At 66.5% G+C, this 236-nt stretch carries 1 pseudogene; it reads left to right on the forward strand.

Annotation, left to right across the window (positions count from 1 at the left end):
• Positions 1 to 27: 27 nt before the first annotated feature.
• Positions 28 to 236 (forward strand): annotated as a pseudogene (locus R0J88_RS23475) (UDP-N-acetylmuramoylalanyl-D-glutamyl-2, 6-diaminopimelate--D-alanyl-D-alanine ligase); the annotation flags it as partial.

The following is a 236-nucleotide window of genomic DNA, read 5'->3' on the forward strand; positions in this document are numbered from 1 at the left end:
GTTGCGGATGGCGTTGTGGATGGCAGCGTGGATAGCGGTGATCGCCCGGCACGCCTGCAGGCGCGCGAGCTAGGCGCGGATGAGCTCGGGCGTTATGCTTTCGAACTGACGTTTGATGGCCGTTCGCTCGGTCGTGTCCAGCTGGCGTTGCTGGGGCGTCACAACGTGGCCAATGCGCTGGCGGCTGCCGCGGCGTGCCTGGCACTGGGCATCGACAGTGATCTGGTGATCGCCGG

This window comes from Pseudoalteromonas sp. SIMBA_162 (assembly GCF_046535955.1).
Taxonomy (GTDB): domain Bacteria; phylum Pseudomonadota; class Gammaproteobacteria; order Enterobacterales; family Alteromonadaceae; genus Pseudoalteromonas; species Pseudoalteromonas marina.